Consider the following 22,041-nt stretch of genomic DNA (forward strand, 5'->3'; position numbering starts at 1 on the left):
CACGACTTTGCGGAGTGACACGCTTCAGCGGACTTCGAGACACCGAACAGCGGGGCGAGCTGCCGCAGTGCCAAGTCGGTGCGCCAGCACGCTGTGACCAGTAGCACCCGGTCCTCAAGTCGCAGGCTCCACGGCCGACCGCTGCGGACCGCGCCAGCTCCTTCGTGCCGCAGTTGCGCTACCACCGTGCCGAAACAGAGAGGGCTCAACCCGGTGAACGGAGCTATCCAGAACGGCTGCGACGCCGTAGTCGCAGCAGACATCGCGGGATCATTGCTTCCCTCCCCAGGGGTCCCGCTCACGGCAGTTTTCGACGCCCCACCGAACCTGAGCGGCACTCTCCACCGGCCTCTTGGAGACCTGGGTCAGTCGAAGAGGGCAATGACTCCATTGACCCAGATCGCGATGAACGCGAGGGCCCCCACCAGGCAGCCGCCGCCCGCCAGCACACCGCCGACGGTCCACGGCTCGGAGGGCACCTCCTCGTACTTCTCCTCCAGACCGTCCCGGTAGGAGGCGGGGTCGTCCCAGTCGACAGGGTGCTCCAGCTCCTCGGCACAGGCGGCCCGCACTGCGACCAGTTGCTTCTCCGCGAAGGCGGTGGAAGCCATCGCCTCGGGGCCGCGCCAGGTGAGGGCCTTCATCCGCCACGCGGGAGATCCGTACCGCGCCTCGAAGGCGGCGGTCTCGTCGGCGTTGCGGTCCTCCTCGAGGTACATCCAGCGTCCAGCCTCGGCGACGTCGCCGTAGAGCCGGTACACCTCGGCCAGACGACGACGGAGCGTCAGGTCGTACGGGAAGGATGAGACGAGACCGCGCAAACGCTGGCGCGCGACGGGAACCCGGCCGGCGGCCAGGTCTGCATCGACTCGGGCAAGGGTCTCTCTCAGGGGCATGAATGCATGATCGAGTATCGCACCGGTCCCCGTCGACCTGATTGTTTGCCCAGCACCTGCTCACTCCCAACGGGAACGCAGACGGGACACCCTCACTTGCGGGACAGTCCTTGGTGCGAGGTCCGCACTCGCTGCATGTGTCTTCCATCTTCGAATTTCACAAACGCTGCTGACGGCGACGCTCGTTTCACGCATTCCTGACGCCTGCTGATCTCTGCGATTCGGAATCCAAGAGCCGCAGGTGCAGGGATTTCGCCGACGCGCGTACGCATCTGGTGGCGTGCACCGAAATGCGAAAAATGGGTGTCAGACCTGATAGCCGGTGACTGATGTTGCGGGTGATGGTGGGGTCAAGGAACACCCCTACGGCTCCATCCGGCTGCTGCTATGAGGAGTGTCGCGTCGGGCTGGTGCTTTGTGTTCATGGCCACGGCACGAACGGAGTCCGCGCCGATGACTACCCCACCAGCTCCAATGCGATGCAATTCCCTCTCTGTCCCGCCGGATGAGCCGAGCGGGGTGCTTCCTCCGTGAGCATCACGACATGGCTGACGGTGGCGGTGTTCGCCACCGTTTATGTCCTGATCGCGACCGAGCGAGTGCATCGGGTCACCGCGGCGCTCGGGGGCGCGGTGGTGATGCTGTTGATTGGAGCGACGAGCGCCGAGCACGCCTTCTTTTCCGACGAAACGGGCGTCGACTGGAATGTCATTTTCCTGCTGCTGGGGATGATGCTGATCGTCTCGGTTCTCAAGCGGACGGGGCTGTTTGAGTTCGTGGCGATCTGGGCTGCCAAGCGGGCTCGAGGCCGTCCCTACCGGCTGATGGTGCTGCTGATTCTCGCTACGGCGTTCCTCTCCGCCTGGTTCGACAACGTCACGACCGTGCTTCTGATCGCTCCGGTCACCATCGCGGTATGCCGCGACCTGGGGTTGCCAGTGGTGCCCTATCTGATCGCCGAGGTGATGGCCTGCAACATCGGCGGCGCGGCCACCCTGATCGGCGACCCGCCCAACATCATGATCGGTTCCCGGGCAGGCCTGTCGTTCAACGACTTCCTGCTCCACATGGCTCCGATTTCCATGCTGTTGATCGCGGTACTTGTCGCCCTGTGCCGGTGGATGTTCCGCTCCGCCTTCTCCTACGACCCCAAGCGTGCGGCCACGATCATGGCGATGCGCGAGCGGGACGCCATCACGGACGGCAGGACGCTGGCGGTCAGCGGTGTCGTGGTCGCGATCGTGATGACTGGCTTCGTCCTTCACACGGCCCTTCACCTGGAGCCCTCGGTCGTGGCGATCGCCGGCGGCCTGGCACTCCTTGCCGTCTCGCGGTTGAACACCAGGGAGGTGGTGGCCGACGTCGAGTGGGAGACGCTGGCGTTCTTCACCGGCCTGTTCGTCATGGTCGGTGCGATGCTGCAGACCGGGATCATCACCGACATCGGCGAGGCCGCCGCCCGAGCCACCGAGGGGCAGTTGTTCGGCGCGTCGATGGCCCTTCTGTTCGGATCCGTCATCCCCTCCGCCGTCATAGACAACATCCCGTTCGTCGCCTCGGTCAGCCCGATCGTCTCCGAGATCGTCGCCTCCTCCGGCGGAACGGAGAAGGCGAGCGTGCTCTGGTGGTCGTTCGCCCTGGGAGCGGACCTCGGCGGCAACGCGACGATCATCGCGTCCTCCGCCAACGTCGTCGTCGTGGGAATCGCCGACCGCAGCGGACACCACATCTCCTTCTGGCAGTTCAGCCGCTACGGCCTGGTCGTCACCGCCGTCACGATCACCGTCGCGAGCCTGTATGTCTGGCTCCGCTACTTCGCGCTCGCCTGACCACCGAAGGGAGTTGACAGCAATGGGCGAACCCGACGACGAGCGGATCGCCGATCTCGAGGCCCGACTGTGGCATGACGATCCCCGCTTCGCCCGTGGCCTGCACAAGGGCTGCCCCCGGCGGCCCCGCGAGTACCGCCGCGGCCGGGCATGGCTGGCCCTGGCCCTCGCGCTGGCCGCCCTTGTCGCCGGAGCGCTTGTGCCGAACGGACTGCTGCTGGCGAGCGGCCTGGTCATGACCGCAATTGCCGTGAACCTCCTCGACACCCGACGTCGCCGCCTCCACCGACGGAGGCGCTAGGACGTGTTCTGAGTCCGGATCACGGGGGTGCTCGGCAGTCGCCGGCATGCCCAGCCTCTTGTCAGACACCGCTGTTACGTTGACGTGAGGATCTTGCTTCGACCTCTGGAGAGGGCGTATGTACGACGAACGGCTCGCCGAGTTCTCCCGCGAGCGGCTGGACGGCCGTCCGATACCCGACGATCTGCGAGTTCTGCTGGAGGCGCAGTGGGAAGGCCGTACCGAATTCACCCGCCTTCTCGACCTCGTCTTCTTCGAGGCGGGAGAGGTCCACCCGCTCCTGGACATCAGCTATCTGAGCGAAAAGGAACTCGCGGACCCGGAGATGCAGGCCGTCAACGCCGCAGCCGCCGAGATGGCCAAGTACGTCAAGCTCGTGGCGAAGGGCGGGAAGGGGTGGATCGGCTACTGGCTGCACCCCGACGAACCCGCGGACCGTGCATGGCATCTCACAGAGCTGGACACCGAGTTCACCTTCTGGAGCCTGGTCGGCCTCACCCTGACACAGGCGGCCGCTGCCGAGCGGGCGAGCTACCAGGATGAGCCCGAAGAGCGAATCGCGTTCACGCAACTGGCCGCCGAACTCGCCGAGCTTGGCCTACCGCTAGGCACCCAGGACTACGACACCCTTGATGACACCGAGTACACGGTGGATCCGGAGGAACTCATGGAGGAGCTGATCGAAGCCGAACGCGAGAAGCGCGGTCTTCGCTGAGCGGGGAGACATCAGCGCCCCTGGTGCCGCGCGGGAGGCTTGCTCTCATGGTCGTCGCCGGTCATGAGATATCTCGTTTGTCGGTCGAGCGGGAAATCCGAAGAAATGGCCTGCTACAGCCCATCAACTAACTGGCCTGTTCAGAGTCGTAATCACGTGGCGGGTCCGTCGGCCGACGCGGAAAACCCGCCTGCTGGCTTGGCAAGCACGGCAGGGCCGTACAGGGGCGTCGTTGTCGTTCCCTGCCGGCGGCCCACTCGGCCGCCGGCACGTGCCCCGCGATGAGCGAAGTATGGGTGCCGACACGGATTTCAACGACCATTTCGACCAAGCGAGAATGAAACAGGCACGTAGGCTCAGTCGTAGGTCCGAGCGCAGGGGTGGCTGGCTGGAATGGCGTTGAGTCATGTAGTTGTCCCTCCGCCCCGGTCCTCTCGGTGAGGTGCTCGGCCGCTACCTCGCGGCGGAGTCGACCTCCGCGACCGCCTCGAACTGACCCAGTACGCCATCCGTGTCGGGCTCATCGAACCCCGACCGCTGACCCCTGAAGGAACCGTCCGCCCGTGCTGCTGACCCTCGCCCTGTACGTGCTTCTCTTCGCATGTGCCTTGACCGTCACCTTCAAGGCTGCCCGGATCCGCGCCCTGCCCGCGTGGCGCCGCTACCTGCCCGTTGCCCTTTTGCTCGCCGCGACCGCGACCAGCCTCCTGCGCGGCGTCGGCGTCAGCGAACCGGCCGAATTCGTCGCCTTCCCGCTCAATCTTGCAGCCATCGCCCTGGCCTGCCGCGAGATCCGGGCCGCTGGCGCCGGCACAGCAACCACGCCGTCGCCGTCATAGGGGCCGCGCCGGGCCTTTCACGCAGCAGAATCGACCACGGACGACGCACGAGGTAGATGAAGCGAAAGCAAGGGCTGCTGCCCGCCTGCCGCCGCGCGCTGGCGCCAAGGTCCGTGGAAGGGAACACCGTGGCACGCATCTTCATCACCGGCTCCGCCGACGGACTCGGCCGAGCCGCCGCGCAAACGCTGATGGCCGCCGGCCATGACGTCGTCCTCCACGCACGCAGTGCCCAACGCCTCACCGCTGTCCGCGATCTCGTCGACCGAGGCGTCCCGGCAGTCGTCGGAGACCTGGCCGACCAGGACGAAACGTCGAGCGTCGCCGAGCAGGTGAACCGGCTCGGTCCGATGGATGCCGTGATCCACAACGCCGGTGTCTACACCGGCCCACACATCATGCCCGTCAACGTCACCGCGCCCTATCTGCTCACGGCACTCATTCAGCGCCCGCAGCGGCTGGTGTACCTGAGCAGCGGCATGCACAGGGGCGGGAGGGCGGAGCTGGCCCACATCGACTGGAGCGGACGGCGCGCAACCGGCTCCTACTCGGACAGCAAGCTCTTCGTGACGACCCTCGCCGCCGCTGTTGCCCGGATCTGGCCGAACGTGATCAGCAACGCCGTCGATCCCGGCTGGGTGCCCACGAGGATGGGAGGTCCCGGCGCGCCCGACGACCTGCGGCTGGGGCATCTCACCCAGGAGTGGCTCGCCACCACCGACGACTCGCGAGCGCGCTCCAGCGGCGGGTACTGGTATCACCAGCGGCTGCAGGATCCCCACGGTGCCGTGCACGACGTCGACTTCCAGACCGAACTACTGGCCGCGCTCGCGGAATGCACGGGCACAGCCATGGTCTGACGCATGACGGGACCGGTACCCGTGAGCCCGTCGCTCGGATGCCGAAGTGCTGCGGGCACCCCGAAGGGCGGCCCGCAGCACTCGTCATCCGCGTGTCATCGCGTCACGGTGCCGACTGCCGGCCAGTGTGGCCACGTCGGAGCGAACGAGCACCAGTATTCGGGGCAGCCGACCCGGTAGGCCCGGGTCACCGTCTCCGTCACCGATGCGCCCGAGCGGTCCTCGGCGGTGACCTTGAGGGAGACCCAGCCGGTCTTCATCGCCGGTACGGTCACCCGCCGTTCGTCGTCCCGCCCGCCGACGCGCGCCGCCTGCCATGTGGCGCCGTCGTCCGTGGAGTACTGGACCGACACCCGGTCCACGTCCGCGCCGCCGCGTACACCCGCCTGGCGGCCGATCTCCAGCCCGAACGTGAACTCCCGGCCCTCCGGAGCCGAGTTGTCGCCGTCGAGCCCCGCCATGTCGTAGCGCGTGTCGAGGAGCGGCAGCGGGCTCTCGCCGGCGGTGTGCTCCGAGCGGAACCGCCAGACATCCGTGACATGTGTACCAAGGGACCAGTCGGGATGGTCGCGGTGTGCCGTCGACGTCAGCTCGTACCACTGCCCCTTGCGCGGTACGTCGAAGGCGCCCTGCCCCGGCTCGTCGTTGCGTGCCACGACCCGGCCCGAGTCCTCGCGCAGCGTCGTCTCACCCGACTCCAGGTCCCTCGCCGGATCCGACCGGTGACCCGCCGCGTCCGAGAACATCGGCAGCGCGAGACGCACCTTGTCCCCGTCGCGCGTGGCCTGCGCCCGGCCGTCGGGACCCGCCACCGACAGCGACGGGTTGAACGGGCCGGTCAACCAGTTGTCCTTGACCGTACCTCCCTCGCGGAAGACGGTCGGATTCGAGTACTGGACCCCGAGCGGGCCGTCGGCGTCGATCGCGTACTCGAACGTGGCCGTCGTCCACGGCACGTCCGGCGTGTAGTACGCCGTCATTCGGTGCGGAGCACGGAACAGGGTCGACTGCTGGGCCAGCCGCAGGCCTTGGTGGGTCACCCAGCCGTAGATCCCCTTCGGGTCGTTCGGGTATCCGGTGGTGCGGAAGCTGTGTTCCACGCCCGCCAGGTCCCGGCGGCGGTCCTGCCAGTGCGCACCAGCAGGAACCCCGTCGTCGTGCTTGTGGAAGGTGAAGTAGGTGCGGTCGCCGTTGCGTTCGCCCTTGATCCGCAGCGTCACCTCCCCCTGGGCGAGGCGCTCGCGCAGCAGGGCCATGCCGAGCGTGTCGACGCCGAGCGGCGGGTCCGCCACGTCGAACGACGCGTACCCGGACATCAGGATCGCTGCCGGCTTCTCCGCCTTGATCGCCGCGTAGCGCCGGTCCCGCTCCTCCCACGGCACGGACCAGCCCGTTTCGAAGAGCACGATCCGATCCTTCAGCTCCATGCCGGTCAGGTCCTCGCCACTGCCCGCGTCGACGACCTGCTTCTCCAGATCCCAGTCCATCCGACCCCAGGACACGAGCCGCACCGGCACGTCCACCGGGGCCGCGGCGCCGCCGACCATCGTCGCGAGGACGTACGGCTGCTCCCAGGACGCGGCCGAGAAGTACGTCAGCCCGGGTATCGGGGCGCTGCCCACGGCGTACGACTTGTACGCACCGCCGAAGATCGGCGCGGCAAGCCCCGTCGTCGGCCGGCCCGCCCCCGTCGACGAGACGATTCCCGTCGCCGAGCCCTGCTCGTTGATCCGCATCTCCGGGTCGTCGATGCCCTGTGTGACCGGCTTCGCCGCGGACACATCGACCTTCAGTGTGCGGTCGCCGGTCAGGGAGACACGCTGAGCGACGGCGACTGAGGTCTCGGGAGCGCTTGCCTCGCCGTGCGCGACGTACTCCCACACCCCGCCGAAGACCCGGTAGTCGCCGACCGGCACCCGGATCTCCTCGGGCTCCGTCGTGAGGCCGACGAGCTGCGACTCACCCGTCTTCTCGTTCTGCACCACGAGGTTCGTGTACGCCGCCTCGACGCCGGCCCGCTTCGCGGGGGGCTGGAGGGTGAGCGTGGCGCTCGGTCCCTCGACGTCCACACCGACGGGCGTGCGCGCCGTGCTGCCGTCGCTGCCCCGCGCGGTGATCCAGGAGCTGTGGGCGCCGGGGGAGACCCGGCTCATGTCGATCCGTACGGTCGTGGAGGCCGTACCGCCGGCCGGGACCGTGAGCTGCCGCGCCGTGAGCGCGACCGGAGCCTTCCCGCTCAGGGAGAGAGTGAGCCGGACGTCCTTGCCGCCGCTGTTGCGGTACGTGACCGTGCGCGTCGGAGCGCCTGTGTACGGCCAGGCCAGTTCGGCGGAGACCGCCGCGGGGGTGGCGGTGACCCGGGACGCGAGCGCGCCGGGCACGTCCACGCTGCCCGAGCCCTGCTCGTACACGCCCGCGCCGTCGACGGGGTCGGCGGTGGCGACCAGCGCCGCCTTGAGCTGCCGGGAGCTCCAGTCGGGGTGCCGCTGCTTGAGGATGGCGGCCGCGCCGGAGACATGAGGCGTCGCCATCGACGTGCCGCTGATCGTCGCGTAGAACTCGCTGCCCGCGGCGTCGTCGAGAGTCCCCGCCGCGCGGGCGGCGGTGATGGCGCTGCCCGCCGCGGTGATCTCCGGCTTGACGCCGCCGTCGGCGACCGCGGGACCGCGGGAGGAGAACGAGGACATGGCGCCCTCCTTCGTCACCGACCCGACCGTCAGTGCGCTGGGCGCCGCTGCCGGCGAGCCGATCGTGCGCGGTGCGCCGTCGTTGCCTGCGGCGACGACGAACAGCGGCCCGCCGTCGGCCGACAGGGTCTCGACCGCCTGCGACAGCGGATCGCTGCCGTCGCTCGGCAGACTGGAGCCCAGACTCATGGAGACGATGTCGGCGTCCTGGACGGCCGCCCACTCCATCCCCTCGAGGATCCAGCTGATGTAACCGGATCCGCCACCGTCGAGGACCTTGCCGACGAGCAGGTCCGCCCCGGGCGCCACGCCCTTGTACCGGCCCTGCGAGGCGGCTCCGCTGCCTGCGACGGTCGACGCGACGTGCGTTCCGTGGCCGTTGCGGTCGGCGATGCTCTCGTCCCAGGTGAAGTTCTGCTCGGCGGTGACCTTGTTCTTCAGGTCCGGATGGGCAGGGTCGTAACCGGTGTCGAGCACCGCGACCTTCACGCCCTTGCCGTCGAGGCCCTTGCGCCATGCCTCGGGGGCGCCGGTCATGGCGACGGACCGGTCCAGGCTCGCCTTCACCTTGGCGTCGAGCCACAGCTTCCCGGAGGCGGTGGTGCGTGACGTGCCGCCGCCCGTACCCGCGAGGAAGCCATGCCAGGCCGTCGCCGCCTCCGACTTGCGCACGGTACGGGCTGTCAGCCCGAGCGCTGGGTACGACTCCCGCTGGGCCGAGCCACGCAGCGCGGGCCCGCCTTGTGCCGTCGCGATGAGGGGAATGTCCGAGCGGGCGGCATCGTCGTACCCCTGCGCGACGAGCACAGTGATGTCGAAGAGCTGCCGGTCCACACGCCCGTCCGCGAGGGCCTGCGTGGCGTCCACCGGGATGACGTACTCATGGTCGTCGACCCTCACCCGTGTGAACGCGATGTGCTCCCGGCCCTTGCCCGGACTCACCCCGCTGACCTGAATCCCGCTCCCGGCGAAACTGACCCGGTCCCCGCTCACCAGCGTGACGGTCCGCTGTCCGGGTACGGGACCACTGGGCACCCCTGCGCGTGCGGGCCCCGGTCGGTCGGTCTCCGGCCCGGCGGCCGCGGGCAGTCCGGTGGCGAGCAGCGTCACCGCGACGGCCGCGACGACGGCCGCGGTCCTTGATCTCGATCTCATCCGCTGTACCAACTCCCTGAAGGTGTCGCGAAGTTCACAGGGAGCACATTGGAGCCAGGAGTCGCCGCTGTGACAGTGGAGCGGAAGGGCGGAAGGCCGCCATGGCGCAACACCGCCACGCCCGGGCGCCCTTGCACTCCGCGTCTGCATCATTCGGACGCGCGGCTCCGTCGGCAGGCGAGGCGCGCTGGGCGCCCGTCTCGGCGCGGCCGCTCCTTGCGGGAGTGCGGGGCGGACGACGAGGATGATCCACATGCGCCGCGTCGAGTCCTTCGCGTACGCGCCTCTGCACCGCTGGGGCGTACGTGCGGGCGGGACCGGCCTGCGCCCCCGCAGCGGACCGCGACACCTGCGAGCAGGCACCCGCCCGTCCCGAACATCTCGCCGAGGACCAGCTGGACTCCCGGCCCGTCCAGCCATGGAGGAACGCGACCGTGACCACCGAGAATCTTGCTCCGCAGGCACTGATCGACAACGTCTCCGCCTTCGCGGCCCACGCCAGGACGGCCACCCTGCTCCGACCCACGGCCGGTGATCCCGGCCCGCGAGACAACTCCGTCGGAGGTCCGCTGCTGTGGCCCACAGACGAGCCGTGGCCGGTATGCCAGGCGCCGCACGTGGTCCGCAAGCACGAGAAACTGTCGGATCGGGACCGTGAGCTCTGGGAGGAAGTCGACCGCGAGATGAAGGCGCGGCGTCAGGCGCGCGGCGGCGGCCCGTACGTGCTGACCGAGGAGGAGGTCGAGACCCAGAGCCGGATCATGGATGGCGCCGGCGTGCTCGACAGGATCACATGGGAGCGCATCCGGACGGTGCACGAGCCCCCTGCCGCACCCGTCCCCATGGTCCCCGTCCTCCAGCTCCATGCGCGGGACGTCCCCGACCTGCCCATGCCGGACGGAACGGACCGGCTCCAGATGCTGTGGTGCCCTGTGGACCACGCCGAGCTGCCCGGCCTGCCGCACTATTGGGGGCCGAACATCGCGCTGCGGCACCGCGTGGCGGAGACTGTCGGCGCGATACTGGACCCGCCCCGGCCGGATCAGGCCCGGGATGCCTATCTGCCGCAGCCGTGCGTCCTCGACCCGGTCCGCGTCGTCGACCTGCCCGACCAGGACGAGCTCCCGGAGGACCTCGTCGACACTGCGGACGCGTGGGCCGAGGATCGGGGCGTCGAGTACGCCCGCCTCCTCGCCTGTCTGCCCGGCTGGAAGGTCGGCGGCTGGCCGAGCTGGCACCTCACCGACCTCGTTCCCATCGACTGCCATTGCGGGGTCCGGATGCGCCTCATGCTGACCCTCGACAGCGGCCAGGACCCGGATCTCAACGTGGGCCGCTTCGGTGAACTCCGCGTCTTCGCATGCCCCGCGGACCTCTCGCACCCGTTCCGTCTGAATATCCAGTAGCTCCCGCGGGAGGCGCGGGTCGGACCGGGCCAGGTGGGCGCGACGGGACTCAGGTCCGTACGAGGGTGCGTCGAGGCGTCAGTCGGGCGGTCGGCGTGTTGACAAAGGTCTCGAAAGTCTCGGCGGAGTATGTCAGGCCCATCTGGGCAGGCATCGGCTCGATGGTGATCGGGCGCCACCTGTTGACATCACCAACGGCTGGGAAGGGGCACCACCGGCGGGTGAACACGTGGTCGTGGTGTCGCACCGACCCAAGCCCGACGGGTGGCACCCCGAGGCGTCGTACCACTTCGTCGGCGACGTGGCACGGGCGATCACAAAGGCCAAGGAACTCGCAGGGGAGCGCACGGTCGCCGTGGCGGCAGGCGACGTCGGTGGTCAGGCGTTCGCCCTCGGCCTGGTGGACGAAGTGGCGATGGACGTCGTGCCTGTGGTCTTCGGCTCCGGCAAGCGGTACTTCGGGCCGGTCGAGTCCCAGCACCTTCTCGAAGATCCGCACACGGTGATCCAGGGCGACAGAGTGCTCCACCTGCGCTATCGAATCCGCCGCTGACGAGCTCCCTGGGGAGGCGCCGAATCCGACCTGATGTTCCGCAAGCGACTCGAACCGGTGAAATCGTAGCCCTGGCCCAACTCCTCCAGGCCGCGCCCCGCGGCAGCACCCGGACTCGCACCACAGTGTGCCGACCGGGCCGAACGCCTCACCGGCCGTCCCGTTCCGGTCCACGGTCCGCGGCCTCGTGAGCCAGGCAATCAGAATGTTTCGCGATCCCGTCGCTGAGCCACATGCAACGATGTCGCCCGTGACTGGATTGTCCTCCTCGCCTGTTGTCGATGGCACGCCCCGCAACCACGGCCTGGGCCCCCGTGCCGCAGCCGTGCTCGTGTTCGGGACGTCGGCCGCGGTCCTGGTGGTGGAGATCGTCGCTCTGCGGCTGCTCGCCCCCTACCTCGGCCTCACCCTCGAGACCAGCACCCTGGTGATCGGTATCGCCCTCACGGCGATCGCCGTCGGCTCCTGGCTGGGTGGGCGGGCCGCCGACCAGGTCAATCCACGCCGGCTCATCGGCCCCTCGCTCGGGCTGTCGGGAGCGGTCGTCGCACTCACCCCTGCCGTGCTGCGTACTACTGCGCAGTGGGCACCGGAGCTGCTCCTGTTGATCGCGTCGCTGACCATCCTGGTGCCTGGCGCACTGCTCGCTGCGGTGACGCCGATCGTGACCAAGCTGCGCCTCACCAGCCTCGCCGAGACCGGCACGGTTGTCGGCCGACTGTCCGGCGTCGGCACCTTCGGCGCCATCGTCGGTACGGTCCTCACCGGCTTCGTCCTCGTTTCGCGGTTGCCGGTCAGCGGCATCCTGATCGGCCTCGGAACACTGCTGGTGGTCGGCTCGGCGCTGGTCGAGTGGCGCACGCGCGGATGGAGCCGCACGCCTGCCCTGACGCTCATGGTCGCCGTCGGCGGCCTCGCCACCATGGTCGCGCCCGGTGGCTGCGACACGGAGACCAGGTATCACTGCGCAACGGTCGTCGCGGACCCTGATCGGGACAGCGGCCGCACCCTCGTTCTGGACGGCGTTCGGCACTCCTACGTCGACATCGACGACCCGACCTTTCTGGAGTTCAAGTATGTGCGCGCCGTAGCGTCGGTGGTCGATTCCGCCTTTCCCGAAGGCGAGCCACTCGCCGCCCACCATGTGGGCGGCGGTGGCCTCACCTTCCCTCGATATCTCGCAGCCGCACGGCCCGGGACGCGCAGCCTCGTGTCCGAGATCGACAGCGGCGTCCTGCGCATCGACCACGACCAGCTGGGTCTGACATCACAAGGCGGTATCCACGTACGAGCCGAGGACGGCAGGCTCGGCCTGCGCCGCCTGGACACTGCCAGTCGAGACCTCGTCGTCGGCGACGCCTTCGGGGGCGTCAGCGTGCCGTGGCACCTCACCACCGTGGAAGCGATGGCCGACGTGAGGCGGGTGCTCGACGAAGACGGCCTGTACGTCGCCAACCTCATCGATCACGGGCGTCTGGCCTTCGCGCGTGCCGAAGTAGCCACCCTCAGCGCGACCTTCAAGCACGTCTCCCTCCTCGGCGAACCCGGCGACATCGGCCTCGATCCGACCGCCACCTCGGAGGGCGGCAATCTGGTGGTACTCGCCTCCGACCGGCCGGTTGATCTGCGCGCGACCCAGAAGGCACTGGACGCCCGGAAAACCGGCTGGAAGATCGCCACCGGCGCGGACCTCACCTCCTGGATCGGCGACGCGCAACTGCTCACCGACGACTACGCACCCGTCGACCAGCTCCTGCAGCCCTACAGCACAGGGTGAGTCGGTGACAGGACACCCATCCAGACCGCGTCGAGACACCTGAAAACACGCTGCTTCAGAGCCTGTTGGCCATGTCCTGCGGCGTGACTTCCCTGTTCGGCAGGGACCGGGCGACACCCGGTCTCGCGCAGGGCGAAGTCCATCACTCTCGTCCAGCGTCTTCCCCGGCTTCGGCGTCGGCGCGGTCCAGGTCGAGGTAGCCCTCCAGGTTCGCGGCTGCGCCGCCTCCGCGGCGCTCTGTCACCGGCCCGCTCCGTCACCGGCCGGCCGCTGCGTCCATCGCCGCAGTACCGCTCGCGGAGCGCCCGTGCAGACCCATCGGCCAGGTCCATGGCCCGGAAGGGTCGGCAGGGGAGCGGGTCCGGTTCGGGGTGAGCGGAGGCCCGCGATCCGGGACGCGGCAAGGCGTACGGAGGGAAGAACGCAGAGTCCGGCCGGCCGACCGTAGTGGGGCACCGGCCGGCAGCTCCACCTGTGTGGCGTCCCCGGGATGGTCGGCGCTGTCCGCCCGCGGACAAAGCGACCTCGTCAATGTTCCATCCGGAAGTCGCTTTGGACAATGTGGCGGGATCTACGCGCGTCCCAATCGGCGTCGGCATATGAGAAAGCACCAGACCTCGCCGGCGCAGTTGGAGAAATGGCCACAACCTTTCGGCAGGGGGCGCCATATGCCCCGAGCCAGGAGAGAATTCCGGACGCACTGTCCAAAAGAATCAAAAGGAAAGATCCGTGCGACCAAGACTCTTCGGCGCGACCGCCTCCGTGGCCGCACTCGGACTACTGGGCTCCCTCGTCACCTCCTGCGGCTCGTCCGGGAGTGACGGCGAGACGACACTGCGCTTGGTGGCCGCCGAGTACGGCACCAGCCCAGCTACCAGCTCCAAGGCGTACTGGGACAAACTGACCGCCGCCTTCACCGCCGCCCACCCCGGCAGCAAGGTCGAGGTGACGCTCTACCCATGGGCCGATGTCGACCGAGAGGTCACACGCCTGGTCAAGGAAGGCAATGCCCCGGACGTGGCCCTGATGGGTGCGTACTCCGACTTCGCGGCGCAGGGCCGCCTCTACGCCGCAAGTGAGCTGCTGTCGATCAAGGCGGAAGCGAACTTCCTACCGCCGCTCGCGGAGGCGGGTTCGGTCGACAACACGCTCTACGGCTTGCCCTTCGTGGCCAGCAGCCGACTGCTCTTCTACAACGAGACGCTGTTCGACAAGGCCGGAGCGGAGCCGCCGGAGACGTGGGAGGAGCTCGAGGACGCGGCCAAGGCGCTGAAGGAGGAGGGGGTGCTGTACCCGTACGCCCTGCCGCTCGGCCCCGAGGAGGCCCACGCAGAAGCCCTGATCTGGGAACTGAGCAATGGCGGTGGCTACGCCGGCATCAGCGGCGGCTACAACATCGCGTCCGAGCAGAACACCCAGACGTTCCGCTGGATCAAGAACAACCTGGTCGCGCCGGGCCTGACCGGCCCGGTTCCACCGGCCGAACTCAACCGACAGGACGCCTTCGCCGCCTTTCTGCGCGGCCAGGTCGGCATGCTCAACGGCTACCCCTCGCTCCTCCACGAGGCGAGGGCGAAGGGCATGAAGGTCGGTACCATCAGCATGCCGGTGTCGGACACGCTGAAAGACGGGCAGCCCATGCCGTCGGCGGGCGTCGCCGACTGGATGATGGCCTTCAAGCGCGACGGCAATCGTCAATTGGTGGGCGATTTCCTGGAATTCGTCTACGAGGACAAGAACCTCAGTGAATTCGCCGGGCGTTACCACCTGTTGCCCTCGACGGTGTCCGCGAGCCAAACCTCCAAGGCCGTGGCGGGGGACCCCAGCGCCGCACTGTTCCTGAACGCACTGCGCAATGCCGAGCTCTACCCGGTCAACGAACCGTCCTGGCTTCAGGCCAGCGACACCATCAAGCGGAACATCGGCAAGGCCGTCGAGCCGTCCGCCGACCCGAAGGCCGTGCTGGAGGGCATCGCCCGGGAGGTCCAGGACATAGCGAAGCAGCCGTAGGCGGTCTGGCGGTCTGGCGGTCCCGGAGTCTGCGGAGACCGACCGCTTCTCCCGTCGTCGTGCTTTCCATGTTCCCTGGAGGAGCGCTTCGCCGACAACGCGTCCGCCGACAACCCGTTCGCGGACGCTGCCCATGCCTGCGGACTGGAGTCGCCGAGCCGACCAACCGCGCGGCCGAAGGGACCTAATCGACCCCCCCGTGCACTCCCCGAGCGTCAAGAAATGCCAGGTGAACCGGGTGAGGGCCGGGCTACGGTCCACCACATGGCGAACGACTTCCTGCTGCCCACCCAGCACCTCGGCGGCGGCGAGCGGCTGTTGCACGGAATGACCGTGGCCTCGGCTGTGGCGCCCCGCCGGGCCGAGGACTGGGTCAAGCTTGACGCCGACATCTTCCGCAGGACCCTGGAGTGTCTCGCCGGATCGAGCACCTCGTCGACGATCCTGATCGTCGGCTGCCGGTTCGACTGCCAAGAGATCGCGGACTGGGGCTCCGCCCCGTACTGGCGCAAGGCCGACGACGGGACCGGCGCGGGCCCATCCTCGGGACGCCCGCCGACGGCGTCCGAACTCGCGTTGGGCCTTTGCCACGCTGATGCACGGGTCCGGGCGGCTGTGCTGGACGCGGTCGGTGGGGAGGCGCCGCTGCCACTCCTCCTCCTGCGCTGCGCGGACGGCGCCGAGCGTGTACGGGAGTATGCCCGCACGGTCTTCGCCAAGGCCCTCGCCTCGGTCGATGACGACTCCGCACGCGCACTCACCGCGCTGGCCCTGCGCCTCGGCGGTCGCAGGCACGGCCGCTGGGCACGGGACACGGTGCTCGCGCGGACGGGAGGCATCCGTGCAGCAGCCGTGCGGGAACTGCTGGCGAGAGAGGGCCGGGCAGGAGAGGAGTCCCGGATGGCAGGCATCCGGGCGGGAGCGGAATCCGGGCTGCTGAACGAAGACGCCCTGTACCAGATGGCCATGACGTCAAAGGAGAACCGCGAGCGCCTCGCAGGGATCCGCGCCGCGCTCTCGCTCGGCCAGGACGCGGCAGCGCGGAAACGGTTCCTTGCCTTCCTGAACGCGTGCGAGGACTCCGAGTTGCGGGTCGTGGCTCTCCGACACGCGCTTGCCGTGCTGCTGCCGTCCACCGGCGACCTGGCCGACCTCGCCGTGGGCCACCGCGACCGGAACGTCCGGCGGCTCGCGGCCCGGGCGCTGTTGGATCGGCCGGCTGCACGGACTCTTCTGGACCAGCTGTTGGCGGCGCCCGACGCTGCCGTCCGAGGCTTGGCCGTCCGACGGCTGCGGGCCACCGGACGGTCCGAAGACCTGGTGCCCTACCTCACCGATCCCTCTCCCTGGGTGCGAGGCCTCGCCCGGTGTGAACTATGCGCGGCGGGCGGCGATCCACACGAGTGGTACCGCGCAGTGTGCGCCGATCCGGATGCCGTCACCTCCGCGGCGGTCAGCGGCCTCGCGGAGCGCCGGGACCCCGAGGATGCCGCGCTGCTGCGCGCGCTCACTCGGCACACCGACGGTGGCGTACGGGCCCGGGCCCTCGGAGGTCTGCGACGGCTCCGCGCCCTCGGCAACAACGTTCTGATCCGGTACGCCGACGATCCCGACCCACGTGTGGGAGCGGTCGTCCTGCGCGCCCTCCGTGACGAACCCGCGGCGCTGCGCGCGCTGCTCGGCCACCCGCTCGCGCGCGTTCGGGCCCGGGCTCTTGTCCACCTTGCGCAGCGTCACACCATCGGCTGGGACGAAGCCCTGCCGCTGCTGTCCGATCCGGCGCCGGAGGTGACCCGGGCCGCACGCGGCGCCCTGGAGGCCGTCGGCCGCGAGGTCCCTGTGACACGACTTCTCGCCCTTGCGGCGCCGGGCGAGGTGCCGGAGCGGCGGGCACTGGCGATGCACCTTCTCGGCCGCTCCTTCGCACCGGAAGCCCTGCTGAACGCGCTGCGCCTGTTGGACGATCCCCTGCCTGCAGTGCGTGCCGCTGCCCGCGATCAGGCGGAGTGGGTCCTGCGTGACAGAGGTACGGCTGAAGGGCCGCACGCGGACAAGATCCGAGCTCTTGCGGAACGGCACAAGGCACGGCTTGCCGCCTGGCGTTCCGAGGAGGGGAGACGCCGCCGTGCTCGACGAGACCAGTGAGCGATTCTGCCGCCCCGGTGCTGCGCCCGAAGTACGCCCGGCCGCAGCACCGCCGCGCCTGTGTCGGCGGTGTCCGGTTCCTGGCTGGGGCTCGTTCCGCCGTCCGTTCAGACGGCGCGTACCGAGCTGAAGTCGACAGCCCGGTCCGCTTCCTCCAGCACCCGCGCGGCCACCTGCCTGGCCTCCGCCGGCACGTCCCCGCGTTCCCGGACGAGAGTCGCGTAGATCGGAGCGTCGGCTGCTGCCCGGCTCATATGGTCGTGCTGGTTCACTGCGGTGGTCCTTACCTGTGGCGGAATCGGCTAGCGAGTGTACGGGGCTGCGGTGAGCTCCGTGCGGTGTGGGTCGCTCGTGCAGTGCGGCTGGCGACTGCCGGGCCTGGTCCGACCAGTGCTCAGGCCTCATCCCATCGGCGTTGGGCGGCCACACCGTACGACTCAGGCACGCCCCTGGCGGGACCGGTGTGATGGGGTTCCGCACCCACAGTCGGCAGCGGGTGTAGGGGGTGGGTGCGGCGCGATGGCCCAGCCAGGTGGCGCGCTGCGCGGCGGGGAGCGGTACCGAACTCTGCGACGGAGCCTGGACGTACGCCGACGACACGACAAGGGGCGGCGTGGCCTGATGGCGAGGCAGTACTGGCTGTGCCTGGCAGACTCGGCCCGAGGGAGCGTCGCAGCGGCAACCACCGGCAAGGCCGGGGGACGAAGAGTGTGTGTTTGACAGGCGCTTCGGCGGTGAGGTGAGAGGCACGGTCCTTTGGACATGTACGACTCATCGACTGGGGAGCCATGGAGAGCCTTCTTCGACTGACGCTCCTGCTTGGCGGCTCGGCGCTCGTGACCTTCGCCGCCGGCCGCGGGGCGGACCTGTTCCTGCGGCACGCGGACGCACGCCATCCCGAGACTCCGCTCTGGGGGCTGCTGCGCCGGTGCCGAACACCGCTGTACGTCGTCCTGTTCACCGTCGTACTGCGGTGGACCCACCGCGCCTCCGACTGGGCGCCGTTGCGCGAGCACCGCGAGGCGGTCGTCCACGTCCTGCTGCTGTGTCTGATCGGCGGTGGCGCCTGGCTGGCCGTACGTGTGGCGTCGGCCGCCGTCGAGTCGTCGTACGCGCGTTACGCCGGGCGGTCCCGCGATCCGGCCAGGGTGCGCCGGGTCCGTACCCAGGTCACGCTCATCATGCGCGTGGTGACCGTCGCCGTCGGTGTGATCGCCACGGCCGTGGCCCTGGTGACCTTCCCGTCCTTCCGAGCCCTCGGCACGTCACTGCTCGCCTCGGCCGGAATCATCGGCATCGTGGCCGGTGTTGCGGCGCAGTCGACGCTCGCGAACCTCTTCGCCGGGTTCCAGATCGCGTTCGGCGACATGGTGCGCATCGGCGATACGGTCGTGGTCGACGGCGAATGGGGGCTCGTCGAGGAGGTGACGCTGACCTTCCTCACCGTACGGACCTGGGACGAGCGTCGAGTCACGCTGCCCGTCTCGTACTTCACCTCCCGCCCGTTCGAGAACTGGTCGCGCGGCGGCGCGGAGATGACCGGCACGGTCTTCGTCCACTGTGACCACTCCACGCCGATCGCGCTGATGCGCACACACCTCCGGGAGTTCCTGGAGACCTGTCCCACCTGGGACCGTCGGGGCTGGGACCTGGCCGTCACGGACACCTCCCCGACCGGGATAACGGTCCGCGCACTCGTGACCGCAAGAGACGCCGACCACGTGTGGGCCACGCGCTGCGCCGTACGGGAGGAACTCGTCTCCTGGCTCGCCCGCGAGCACCCTGACGCCCTTCCACGCGTCGCCACCGCGCCGGCGCCCGGCACGTCACCGAAGGGCCGAGGGGACGACCGCTTTTCCACAGCGTGACGAAATCTGGGCAGAGGTGAGGGGACCGGTGGGCGGCTCGCGCCGGAACGAGGCAGCGAGACGCTTTGCTCGCGTGGTGACTTGTTCGGCTGCGCGCGCCGCACGTTACCTGCTGCCGGAACCGGACGAGGGCGTGATCAGGTGGCGGTGGTGATCAGGTCGCTCAGGGGCTGGGCCGAGTCCGTTCCGGAGTGGCCGAGGGGCGCGTCGAAGCTCCAGACGAGGAAGAGCAGGAAGACCACGAGGGCGCTGAAGGTGGTGGCCAACAGCAGTTCGCGCGCGGAGCGGCGGATCTGCAGGGTGTAGAGCAGGCCGAGGGTGACCAGGGCGCCGGCGACAAGGCCGAACCAGAGTGCGGCGGGCAGGGTCGTGCCGGAAGTGTCCAGGCGCTGGTGACGGGCGTCGTCCGCGGCAGCTACCTGGTCCAGGAGCGGCTGGTAGGCCTGGGCCTGGAGTTCGTCGGCCGGGGTGCGGTGCGCGATGTCGCTCCGGATGCGGCCCAGCAGCTCGGCGCCGGTGCCGTCGACGGGCGTGCCGTCCTTCAGAGCGGGCCATTCGGCGGTGACGGCGTGCCGGGCGTAGGCGTCGATGTGCTCCTTGATCTGCGTCCGGAAGGCGGCCGGGTAGACGTCCAGGCGTTGGTCGATCTCGTACAGGGCCTGAGCCTCGCGCTGAACGGTGTCCTCGGCCGCACTACGGGCTTCCCACACGCCGGCGATCGCCAGACCGAGCACGATGGCGTAGACGACGCCGACCATCATGACCATGTACTCCAGCACGTCCGGCGTCTCGGAGGTGTCCTCATCGACTGCTACGCGGCGGTGCCGCACGACAGTCGCCGTGATGACGAGAACGCAGACCAGGACCGAGGCCAGGGTGTAGACGAGCCATTCCGGCATTGCACAACTCCAGGACGAGCGAAGCGACGTGAACGAAGTACGGGGCAGGCAGGGTGGGTCGATCGCGGAGCAACCGGCCCACCGGTGAGACGGCGGTCAGCCACGGGCGCGGCGACGGGACCCCGGCCGCAGAGCGGCCGCGGCAAGAACACCCGGCAGGGTGACCACGACCGTGGACATGGTCATTGAGATACCGGCCGGAGCCGGACGCGACGGACCACCGGTGTATTGCGAGCGCGGCACCCACCGGAAGGCTTGAGGCGCCTTTGCCGGTTGCGGCGACGCCGGGGCCGGGGTGGTGCTCCGCACCTGGTCCACTGGCGGTGTCAGGTCCGGGCCGGGAGCGGGGGGTGCCGGTGTGACGAGTGCCGGGGCCGCTTCCGGTGAAGCTGAGAGTACGGGCTCGGGCGGCGTCGGCGATGCGGGCTTGGGGGCCGACGGGGACGGAGGCGGTGGAGGCGGCCGCAACGTGGACGGTGGAGACGGCCGCGACGTGGGCGGTGGAGACGTCGGCGGGGAAAGCGGCGGCGTGCACGAGGGGCGCGGGGTTTCGAGTGCCTCATCGCCGTAGCCCATGTCGATCACTACATCCGGGGCGCACACCACCAGGCGATCGCTGGTGGGGGTGTGGTCCATCACGACGGCTACGTCGCCGCACTGCTGCAGCGGGCACAGGGCTGCCGCAGCCCCTAGACCGACACTGATCCAGCCACCCACGCGTCATTCCTCCCGGTACTCGAAGGGGCGGGGATGTCGCCCTCAGACACCGCCACTGCGGTAACGATCATGGAGGGGGCCGGTCACGGACACCGGAAGCGCCGCCCGCCATCGGGGTGAACGAACCTCCACCTCGTGGCCTCGCAGGCACAGCCCGAGAGCGCTACTGCGGGGCCGGAGCGGTGGGGGAGCGACTGCCACCGGCCGATCTTGTACGGCTCGCACCGTGGCCGACGCCTGGCGGGCACATCGTGCTCGACGAGGGCCGATCGGGATCGTTTTCGTCTGCGGGAATCCGACCTCGAACCGTGGGCGGCCATGCGCGTCGACGCGGAGGTCCGGAAGTGCCTGGGCGCATTGGGACGGGGAGTGCCGCGGGGAAAGGCCGGGTCCAGTGGGTTCTGCAGGACACCGATCGCGCGTCACGCGTGCGGCGGCCGCCGGCGCCGCCCCCTACTGTCACTGGTTCGGCCGTGAGACCTCGGGCGCCCCGGCGGCGCCTGTTGAAGCGGCGGGACGAGCATTCCATGGCTTGACCGGCTGCGGCTACCCTGCGGGCGACCGTCCTTGAATGAGGCGACCAGGGACAGAGGTTAGGGATCGGTCGCGATCTCGCACCTCCATTGCACCGGAGGTCCTTGCCATGGACAAGACCCAGCCGCCGTCAACAACGCTCGTGATCAACACAGTTGGGGCGGGCATCAGAAGTGGAACTCATCAGGTGTCGAGCGGAAGTTCCAACAGTTCCTCTGGCGGCTGGAAACCGAAGCCTTGGTAGAGCGGGGTACTGCGCTCTGACGGCCAGACGATCAAGCCTTCAAGGCCGGCGCTGCATGAATGCTGCTTCAGCGCCCCGAGGAGCGCCGAGCCGGCTCCTTGGTTCCGTTGCGGCGGCGTCACGAAGAAGTTCGTGACATAGCCGACCGGGTTGTTGTCCTCGTAGGGCTCCGGCATCCGCTCCACGAGGCAGAGGAAGACGTGACCGCAGATCTCGCCTTCTGTCTCCGCGACCCAGGCCAACCAGCGGCCATCCGTGAGCCGGTCGCGGATCCAGTGCTCTGCCTCTTCCAATGGCCGCCGCACTGGAGTCGGTGGCTGCCCTTCGTGGTCCTCGTGCTTGAACGTCCAGCGCAGTTCGGCCAGGCGGGCCGCATCGGCGGGTCGAGCCGGGCGTACGGTGAAGTCATTGGTCATGGGGCGAGTTTCCCGGCCACATCGCGGTGGAGTGAAGCGATTTCCTTACCGGCCAGAGCCATTCAGGGAGGGGCGCGCGAGAAGGGCGGTGGCTTAGAGGAGCTAACACAATGCTCGGACGCGTCTGTAGGTGATCACGCAGCAGGCCAGCTTGAGGAACGCCTCATGGATGTCATCCCGGATGTCCCAT

At 69.2% G+C, this 22,041-nt stretch carries 15 protein-coding genes and 2 pseudogenes; 11 read left to right on the top strand and 6 right to left on the bottom strand.

Features of this window, described 5'->3' with window-relative positions:
• Positions 1–26: 26 nt before the first annotated feature.
• Together ACFC0D_RS01165 and ACFC0D_RS01170 are read right to left on the bottom strand one after the other, a co-directional pair.
• A pseudogene (locus ACFC0D_RS01165) lies at positions 27–263 on the bottom strand (IS5/IS1182 family transposase); the annotation flags it as partial.
• A gap of 102 nt (positions 264–365) precedes the next feature.
• Entirely contained in the window at positions 366–896 is a 531-nt protein-coding gene (locus tag ACFC0D_RS01170) for a DUF6584 family protein (protein ID WP_376430310.1), read from the bottom strand.
• Between the two features lie 530 nt (positions 897–1,426).
• Between ACFC0D_RS01170 and ACFC0D_RS01175 the strand changes: the two genes are divergently transcribed.
• The 5 genes from ACFC0D_RS01175 to ACFC0D_RS01195 all read left to right on the top strand — a co-directional run bounded on the left by ACFC0D_RS01175 (position 1,427) and on the right by ACFC0D_RS01195 (position 5,440).
• Positions 1,427–2,725, top strand: a complete 1,299-nt coding sequence (locus ACFC0D_RS01175; RefSeq protein ID WP_376430312.1) for an SLC13 family permease — start codon at positions 1,427–1,429, stop codon at positions 2,723–2,725.
• A 22-nt stretch (positions 2,726–2,747) separates the two neighbouring features.
• Entirely contained in the window at positions 2,748–3,026 is a 279-nt protein-coding gene (locus ACFC0D_RS01180) for a DUF3040 domain-containing protein (protein ID WP_376430314.1), read from the top strand.
• A gap of 118 nt (positions 3,027–3,144) precedes the next feature.
• Complete coding sequence (locus ACFC0D_RS01185) at positions 3,145–3,741, top strand: hypothetical protein (protein WP_376430316.1); 597 nt, start codon at positions 3,145–3,147, stop codon at positions 3,739–3,741.
• 563 nt (positions 3,742–4,304) lie between these two features.
• Positions 4,305–4,580 carry a hypothetical protein gene (locus tag ACFC0D_RS01190; protein ID WP_376430318.1) on the top strand — a complete coding sequence of 92 codons (276 nt, stop codon included), beginning with the start codon at positions 4,305–4,307 and terminating at the stop codon, positions 4,578–4,580.
• Between the two features lie 128 nt (positions 4,581–4,708).
• Positions 4,709–5,440 carry an SDR family NAD(P)-dependent oxidoreductase gene (locus ACFC0D_RS01195; protein WP_376430320.1) on the top strand — a complete coding sequence of 244 codons (732 nt, stop codon included), beginning with the start codon at positions 4,709–4,711 and terminating at the stop codon, positions 5,438–5,440.
• 95 nt (positions 5,441–5,535) lie between these two features.
• On the opposite strand, the gene ACFC0D_RS01200 is transcribed toward ACFC0D_RS01195, so the two are convergent.
• Positions 5,536–9,282, bottom strand: coding sequence for a S8 family peptidase (locus ACFC0D_RS01200; RefSeq protein ID WP_376430322.1), 3,747 nt, complete (start codon positions 9,280–9,282; stop codon positions 5,536–5,538).
• 434 nt (positions 9,283–9,716) lie between these two features.
• Between ACFC0D_RS01200 and ACFC0D_RS01205 the strand changes: the two genes are divergently transcribed.
• From ACFC0D_RS01205 to ACFC0D_RS01225, 5 genes and pseudogenes are all read left to right on the top strand, one after another.
• Positions 9,717–10,688, top strand: coding sequence for a hypothetical protein (locus ACFC0D_RS01205; protein WP_376430324.1), 972 nt, complete (start codon positions 9,717–9,719; stop codon positions 10,686–10,688).
• A 104-nt stretch (positions 10,689–10,792) separates the two neighbouring features.
• Positions 10,793–11,241, top strand: a pseudogene (locus ACFC0D_RS01210) (dihydrofolate reductase family protein); the annotation flags it as partial.
• Positions 11,242–11,491: 250 nt separating this feature from the next.
• The gene (locus tag ACFC0D_RS01215; RefSeq protein ID WP_376430325.1) at positions 11,492–13,018 is read left to right on the top strand and encodes a fused MFS/spermidine synthase; all 1,527 of its coding nucleotides are present in this window, start codon (positions 11,492–11,494) and stop codon (positions 13,016–13,018) included.
• Between the two features lie 729 nt (positions 13,019–13,747).
• Positions 13,748–15,028 (top strand): extracellular solute-binding protein, encoded by a 1,281-nt coding sequence (locus ACFC0D_RS01220; RefSeq protein WP_376430327.1) that lies wholly within the window; start codon positions 13,748–13,750, stop codon positions 15,026–15,028.
• A 264-nt stretch (positions 15,029–15,292) separates the two neighbouring features.
• Complete coding sequence (locus tag ACFC0D_RS01225; protein ID WP_376430329.1) at positions 15,293–17,173, top strand: hypothetical protein; 1,881 nt, start codon at positions 15,293–15,295, stop codon at positions 17,171–17,173.
• Positions 17,174–17,280: 107 nt separating this feature from the next.
• On the opposite strand, the gene ACFC0D_RS01230 is transcribed toward ACFC0D_RS01225, so the two are convergent.
• The gene (locus ACFC0D_RS01230) at positions 17,281–17,445 is read right to left on the bottom strand and encodes a hypothetical protein (protein ID WP_376430331.1); all 165 of its coding nucleotides are present in this window, start codon (positions 17,443–17,445) and stop codon (positions 17,281–17,283) included.
• 516 nt (positions 17,446–17,961) lie between these two features.
• Here ACFC0D_RS01230 and ACFC0D_RS01235 point away from each other — a divergent pair.
• Complete coding sequence (locus tag ACFC0D_RS01235) at positions 17,962–19,041, top strand: mechanosensitive ion channel family protein (RefSeq protein WP_376430333.1); 1,080 nt, start codon at positions 17,962–17,964, stop codon at positions 19,039–19,041.
• Positions 19,042–19,178: 137 nt separating this feature from the next.
• Here ACFC0D_RS01235 and ACFC0D_RS01240 read toward each other — a convergent pair whose 3' ends face one another.
• Together ACFC0D_RS01240 and ACFC0D_RS01245 are read right to left on the bottom strand one after the other, a co-directional pair.
• A complete protein-coding gene (locus ACFC0D_RS01240) occupies positions 19,179–19,940 on the bottom strand; it encodes a hypothetical protein (RefSeq protein ID WP_376430335.1) in 762 nt (253 codons plus the stop codon).
• A 1,434-nt stretch (positions 19,941–21,374) separates the two neighbouring features.
• Entirely contained in the window at positions 21,375–21,851 is a 477-nt protein-coding gene (locus ACFC0D_RS01245; protein ID WP_376430337.1) for a GNAT family N-acetyltransferase, read from the bottom strand.
• Between the last annotated feature and the right edge of the window lie 190 nt (positions 21,852–22,041).

Source organism: Streptomyces sp. NPDC056222 (genome assembly GCF_042264065.1).
Lineage (GTDB): Bacteria > Actinomycetota > Actinomycetes > Streptomycetales > Streptomycetaceae > Streptomyces.